At 60.1% G+C, this 6,879-nt stretch carries 7 protein-coding genes; 1 reads left to right on the plus strand and 6 read right to left on the minus strand.

All coding sequences use genetic code 11. The features are described from left to right. On the minus strand, nt 1–1,196 hold a 1,196-nt coding region (locus tag EN750_RS12125), incomplete at its 3' end, for a sugar transferase (protein ID WP_245482683.1). Between the two features lie 365 nt (nt 1,197–1,561). Then, entirely contained in the window at nt 1,562–2,152 is a 591-nt protein-coding gene (locus tag EN750_RS12130; protein WP_023808554.1) for a biotin transporter BioY, read from the minus strand. A 117-nt stretch (nt 2,153–2,269) separates the two neighbouring features. Between EN750_RS12130 and EN750_RS12135 the strand changes: the two genes are divergently transcribed. After that, on the plus strand, nt 2,270–3,178 hold the full coding sequence (locus EN750_RS12135; RefSeq protein ID WP_127327126.1) for an MBL fold metallo-hydrolase: 909 nt from the start codon (nt 2,270–2,272) through the stop codon (nt 3,176–3,178). A gap of 33 nt (nt 3,179–3,211) precedes the next feature. On the opposite strand, the gene EN750_RS12140 is transcribed toward EN750_RS12135, so the two are convergent. The 4 genes from EN750_RS12140 to EN750_RS12155 are packed head-to-tail and all read right to left on the minus strand — an operon-like array spanning nt 3,212 to nt 6,843. Beyond that, on the minus strand, nt 3,212–4,129 hold the full coding sequence (locus EN750_RS12140; protein ID WP_127396568.1) for a 5'-methylthioadenosine phosphorylase: 918 nt from the start codon (nt 4,127–4,129) through the stop codon (nt 3,212–3,214). Nucleotides 4,130–4,143: 14 nt separating this feature from the next. Further along, a complete protein-coding gene (locus EN750_RS12145; protein WP_127396565.1) occupies nt 4,144–4,935 on the minus strand; it encodes an ABC transporter permease in 792 nt (263 codons plus the stop codon). Then, nucleotides 4,928–5,809, minus strand: a complete 882-nt coding sequence (locus tag EN750_RS12150; RefSeq protein ID WP_127396566.1) for an ABC transporter permease — start codon at nt 5,807–5,809, stop codon at nt 4,928–4,930. Before EN750_RS12150 ends, EN750_RS12145 begins: the two co-directional genes overlap by 8 nt. Next, on the minus strand, nt 5,806–6,843 hold the full coding sequence (locus EN750_RS12155) for an ABC transporter ATP-binding protein (RefSeq protein ID WP_127396569.1): 1,038 nt from the start codon (nt 6,841–6,843) through the stop codon (nt 5,806–5,808). Before EN750_RS12155 ends, EN750_RS12150 begins: the two co-directional genes overlap by 4 nt. Nucleotides 6,844–6,879: the final 36 nt, after the last annotated feature.

Here is a 6,879-nt window from a genome sequence, read left to right on the forward strand (position 1 = left end):
ATGTAATAGAAATCATAGTGCAATTTTTCCATAACGTCATCGACGGCAGCCACATGCCCCTGATTTACTTGTGCCCACCCACTTATGCCCGGCCTGACGATATGCCTGTAGCGGTAGAATGGCAGCTCAGCCTCGTACCACTGCGACAGCACGACAGCTTCCGGCCGCGGCCCGATCCAACTCATTTCGCCACGCAGGATGTTGATGACCTGCGGCAGTTCGTCGATCCTGGATTTTCGCAGGAAACGCCCGACTCTGGTGATGCGGTCATCGTCGTGCCTGGTGATCGCCCTTTCCTTGTCGCTGCCGGCGCCAGAGTGCTGGCGCATCGAGCGAAACTTGTAGACCGTGCAGATCTTGCCCCGGTAGCCCATGCGTTGCTGGCGAAACAGCGCAGGACCATCGGAATCCAGCCGGATCAGCAGCGCTATCAACGCCAGAACGGGGGAAAGAACGATGATCAAGACAAGTGCCGAGACCCAGTCGACCGCCTGCTTGATCTTGAGATAGGCCTGGTTCGGATTGAGCGAACCAAGCGTGTTTTCCGACAGGTGCTCGATCTCGACCCGACCGGTCAGCGACTCTCTGACCTGCTTGACGTGGTATACGGGCGTTCCCGAAAGGGCCCGATCCGCGATGTATCGTTCCCATTCCGCGCCAAGATCGGCACGCAGATCAACGACCACGCCGCTGGCTCTTTCGATTATCGTACTGGTCGACTTGATCCAAAACCAATGCACACCCGGTAACGTCTTGAGGCGCTCGACATCTCCGCCGGGAATCACCACGAGCCGGTACGGATCGAGACGCCGCGTCAACAGGCTCAGGCCGAAGTACCAGAGCGTGGACTGCGTGAAACTGGCGGCAGCCTGAAACCGGCTGTACTCGAACCGAAAAAAGAAGATGGTCAGGAAAACAGCCCCGTAGGACAGGGCAAATGTCGGCAAGATGTAACTTGCCGCGGCCACGCCTGGGAAATTTCCGATGCGGCGATAAGACAAGAAGCCCACAAGGTGCGCGATGACCGCAGCGGCTACTGTTACCTGAAGATTGGCCGAATAGATGAATTCAGGATTGAAGACAATCCGGATGATCGCCGGCGCAAAAATCGCGAATGTCAGTCCGCCAAGCAGTTGAAACCGAATCCTGAACAGGAAGTGCCGGCTTCCGACAATAGTCGACGCTGCGACATTCAACGTCTTCCCCCCTTCCCCGAAGCTGCCGTATCGGCGACAGACCAGCGCGATAGCGCATCTGACCTGATCGTTCACAACAACGAATCGGACGTCTCGCCCCCCGGCGATTCGATACAGTCGAAGACCAAGAGCTACGACAGCGCGGTCGCGCCAGCAAGCATCTATTTCTCAGATCAACAGTTCGGGAAATTGAAAAGCCTGGGCTAATAAAGCGACTTAATGATCATTACTGAAGATGTCGCAGCGTCTAGGGCGATCTAACCGACAATCTATCGAGGTTGGCGGACATCAGACCGGAAATCCGCCAGTGACGCCGCTCCGGCCAGTGGCTTGATTGCCCCTGGCCGTTTCTTCGATCGCGCGCTTCAGCCGCGCTTCAGCAGCGTCCAGACGGCCGGCACCAGGCTTGCCGCGAGCGCCACCTTGATCAGGTCGCCGACGATGAACGGCACGACGCCGAACTGCCACGACTTTTCCGGACCGATGAGCAGCGCCAGCCAGGCAAAGCCCATTGCCATCATGACGACTTCGCCAACCAGCATGGCGTTGAAAAGCTTGATTGGATGGCGGTCCCAGCCGCGATCCGCCGCCCAGCCGACAATTGCCGCCATGACCACGAAGCCGGCGAGATAGCCGCCGGTCGAGCCGAGCATGTAGGCAATGCCGAGACCCTTTTCAGGCGTGCTCTGGAAGACGGGGAAGCCCATGGCGCCCTCGGCCATGTAGAGCAGCAGGGTGGCGACGCCGAGACGCATGCCGAAGGCGGCGGCGATCAGCAGCACGGCCAGCGTCTGCATCGAAATGTCGACCGGCCCGAGCATTACCTTGGTCTTGGCCGACAGTGTCAGCACAAGCGTTCCGGCGATGGCCAGGAAAAGCTGCGTTGCCAGCCGCGCCGCGCCGTTTTGCGGCAGAGCCAGAGAAACAAGCGGACGCATCGTAGTTGCAATTGCCATGGTATTTCCCCAATCCGATTGCCGCACTCCGATGTTCGCGGCCTCACATCCTCCTATATTGGCTTGCGTGTTGTGCGGCAATCGGTTTTGCCGTTTCCCGAAACAAGGCACCGATGCATGGCACTGAAATTCGATACCGGCTTCGACCCCTTCTATGGCCAGGGGGTGAATGTCGCGCCCGATGTCCAGCGCATCACGGCCCGCAATCCAAGCCCCTTCACCTTTCACGGCACCAACAGCTACGTTGTTGGCCGCGATACGCTGGCGGTGATCGATCCGGGGCCGGAGGACGAGGCGCATCTGCGGACCCTGATCGAGGTGATCGCAGGCCGGCCGGTCAGCCATATCTTCGTCAGCCACACGCATCGCGACCACTCCCCGCTGGCGGCCCGGCTGAAAGAGCGCACCGGCGCCCTCGTGCTGGCAGAGGGGCCGCACCGGCCGGCAAGAGCCCTGCATATCGGCGAGACCAATGCGCTCGATGCCAGTGCCGACACGGCTTTCATCCCTGATGTCGCCCTGCCCGACGGCGAGGTGGTCGACGGCGACGGCTGGTCGATCAGGACGGTTCTGACCCCGGGCCACACCGCCAATCATGCGGCGTTCGCGCTGCAGGGAACCGGCATCCTGTTTTCGGCCGATCATGTCATGGCCTGGGCAACCTCCATCGTCGCCCCGCCGGACGGGGCGATGGCCGACTACATGGCCTCGCTGGACCGCTTGATCGAACGCGGGGACCGCTTGCTGTTGCCAGGACATGGCGGGCCGGTGACAGCACCGCGCGCTTTCATGCGCGGGTTGAAGACGCATCGCAAGATGCGCGAGCGCGCCATTCTGGAGCGGGTCAAAGAGGGGGACCGGACGATCGTGGACATGGTCAAGGCGATCTACAGGGACACCGACCCGCGGCTGCATGGCGCCGCCGGATTGTCGGTGCTTGCCCATCTCGAGGATCTGACGGCGCGCGGCCTGGTCACGACAGACGGCGACCCGGCCATCACCGGTATTTTTGTGCCGGCAAGCTAAGATCGGCGCGAGCTCATCTGCGCCCTTTATACTCTAGAAGCGGCTGGAGCGCTCTGCCGGTTGGGGCGACTTCAAGCCCTGGCAAGAGCATTCAGGATCAGTTGGAAGTCGTGCCGCGGTCTCCAGCGCAACCCGCGAGGCGGTCATGGAGAGGCTCGGCAACACATGCTCCTGCAGCAATTCCTGGCGACTGCGGTCCATATAGTCGTTGAAACCCGCGGTCACGAACGCAAGCGGCACGAAACAAGCGCCGATTTCGCGCGACAGGGTCGCCTCGGGGGCGATGGAATGGTTGAGCACATCCGCGCCCATGCTTCGATAAGCCAAAGCCTCGGCTGGGGTTGTCAGTCGAGGCCCGTAACAATGGGCAGCCACCAACTGCTGCTCGATGCCATGAACCCGGCATTCGGCTGGCCAATGACGGCGGGCCGTCTCAACCAGAACCGCCGCACATCTTGGACATACGATCTGCTTGCCCGAGCAGTCAAAGCTCTGGCGGTCTGGAAGCAGTGAAAAAGGCGTCTGCGTCAGTTCGATGATATCGGCAGTCACCACCATGTCGCCGGGTTGAATCGCTTTGTTGACGGCTCCAACGGTCGAGCAGGCTAGGACTTGCTTTACACCCGCGTTCATCAACACCCAGAACGCCCGGCGATGGCAGGAATGGTCGATATGGTCGCGCGGATTGCCGTGCGAATACATGCACAACGCACGTTTCGTTCTGCCTTCCGCAGTAATCGAGGCATCGAACTCGATCAGCTTCCAGTTGTCGCTGCGGCCGAAAGGCGTTTCAAAACTAATGTCACGCCGCAAGGTGCGCACACCATCGAATTCGATATCTTCCGGGAAGGCCAGCCCCCAGTTTGCCGACCCGGTGATGATGGCCAGTCCTACCTGAGGTATGTCCGCTGCGTGATCCGCCGGATCACTGGCTATCTGATTTGTGAGCATGTTTCCAATTTCAGTCATGATTTTTGGTGTAAAGTCACGATCAAGACGACGACCACGACCATGGCGGTCCACACCGTTGAGATCGCCGCGATGGTCGGATCGATCTGATCGCGCAGAGATATGAACATGAGCTTCGGCAGCGTGCTGTTTTGACCACTCGAGACGAAGATCGAAATGACGGATTCGTCGAGTGATGTCAGGAAGGCCATCAATATGGCCGACAGCAGACTGATCTGAAGCTGCGGGACAATTATGCCGCCGATGGCTCTCGCCCAGTTCGCGCCGAGGCTGCGCGCCGCCTGAACTTGGTTCCAGTCAAAGCGGGCCAGAGCGGGCAACAGCACAATGCACACGACAGGAATGGCCAACACCACATGCCCGACCAGCACGCCGAATAGCGTTCCGACCAGATGTTGCGCCGCCAGCACAAAGAAGAGACCGATCGCAAGCAGGATTCCTGGCACGATGGACGGGGTGAGCAGAATGCCCTGAATGGTAACAGCGGCCTTTCCGCCGAGCCGATTTATCGAAATGCAGGCCAGCAGCCCCAAGGGTACCGCGAGCATAGCTGTCAATGTTCCAAGAACCAGGCTCGTCCTGAGCGCAGCCATCCACGTCGCCGAACCGAAAAAATGATCGTACCAGCGCAATGAATATGCGCGCGGCGGGAACTCGAGAAGGTCGGACGCCGAAAAGGACAGCGGCGCGACCACGAGCGTTGGCAGCATCAAGAACGCCATCACGAGTGCGGAAAAGCCCCACAGACAGATGCGGGACAGCCTGTTGTCCGGATAGGCCTCAAGCATGGGACGCACCGTCGCGCGTCAGCAGTCGCCGTGCCGACAGGAACATCACACCGATCAGAGCCATGACAACGAGGAGCAGAATGCCCAGGACGCTCGCCGACCCCCAATCCTGAAAGGTCGATAGCGTGCGCTCGATCCGGGCGGAGAGAGGATTTACCTTGCCGCCGCCCAGCACCGCCGGCGTGATGAAGAAGCCGAGCGTATAGATGAAGACGATGATCGACCCCGAGAAGATGCCGCCGGCCGAAAGCGGCAGAATGACCGTGCGGATCGTTTGCCCGAGAGTGGCGCCCATGCTCGCCGCCGCACGAATGAGGTTGGCGTCGATATCGCGCATCGCGGCATAAACCGGCAGCAGAAAGAGCGGCAGCATGTAGTGAACCATGCCGATCAGCGTTCCCGTGAAATTGTAGACCAGCGGCAATGGCTCAGCTGTCAGGCCTGAACCCGTCAAAGTTGCGTTGATCAGGCCATCGCGCCGCAACAGCACCAGCCAGCCATAGGTGCGCACCAGAATGGAGGTCCACAATGGCAGCATGACGAAGGCCATCAGCAAATTGGCCACCCTAGGTCTGGCGCTGGCCAGGGCGAGCGCCAGGGGAGTACCGAGAAGAATGCAGATCGCCAGCGTGCCCAGGGACAATTCAAGGGTTGTGACCAGTGCCGACCATGTCAGCCCGCTCGAAAGCACCTTCTCGTAGTTGCCGAGAGTGTATTCGCCATCCGTGGTCAGGAACGATTGCCGGATGATCCACAGGATAGGCAGTATCGCAGCCAGCCCAACGATGAACAGCGCCGGCAGAGAAAGTGAGAGGAAGAACCGCCGCTCTCGTCTTGCGTCTGCCGCAAGCGCGGGATTCGCCATGACGGTCACGCCCTAGCTCCTGGCATCGCGTGAACTTTTGCGGCTGGTGCAAAGGCGGTCATCGACTGGCCGGTGGCAAGCTCGGCGCAGCCGCTGGCCAGGGCTGCCGGAATGCAGACAAGAACTTCTTGCCCGCCGTCCAGCACAAGCGTCAGAAGCCAGTTCTCGCCGCGAAACACCTTGGCGCGCAGTGTTCCTTCGAGCGCGACGCCATCTCGTCCGACGAGCTTTGCATCAAGATGGAAGCTTTCCGCGCGGATCATCAGGGCTTCGGGCGATGTATCGGCGCCGTCGATTCTGCGCACGAGGCCTGGGGCTATAATGTTGGCCTCGCCTAGGAATTCCGCGACGAAGCGGGTCGATGGATGATGATAAATCCGCTGTGGCGTATCAATCTGCTGGATACGGCCGGAATCCATGACCGCGACCCTGTCAGACATAATCAGCGCTTCGCGCTGGTCATGCGTCACATAGATGGTTGTGATCCCCAAATCATCGTGCAGACGTCTGATTTCATACTGCATGGTTTCGCGCAGACTCTTGTCGAGCGCCGACAACGGCTCGTCCATCAGCATCACGCGTGGTTCGAAGACGATCGCCCGCGCCAGTGCTACCCGCTGGCGCTGTCCGCCCGATAGCGCGGCAATGTTGCGCTCCGACAGATCTTCCAGCTTGACGCGGGCCAACGCCTCAAACGCCCGCTTTCGGACCTCAGATCTCGGCGCCTTGCGCAGTACCAGCGGGTACTCGACATTCGCGAGGACGTTCATGTGGGGAAACAGGGCATAGTTCTGGAAGACGATGCCGATGTCGCGCTTGTTGGGCGCCAGGCGGGTGATGTCCCGATCCCCCAACAAGAGTTTGCCGGAATCTGGCCGGACAAATCCGGCCAAGGCCATGAGCAAGGTCGTCTTGCCCGACCCCGATGGGCCTAGCAGCGTGAGGAATTCGCCAGCCTTGATGTCGAGCGAAACATCGTCCAGCGCGACGTAGGTCCCATAGGTTTTGCGAACGCTGTCGATGGTGATCGCGAGCGACTTCATCATGTGCTCCAGCCCTAGAGCCGATGTATTCGAAGC

It is taken from the genome of Mesorhizobium sp. M7A.F.Ca.ET.027.03.2.1 (assembly GCF_003999175.1).
GTDB lineage: Bacteria > Pseudomonadota > Alphaproteobacteria > Rhizobiales > Rhizobiaceae > Mesorhizobium.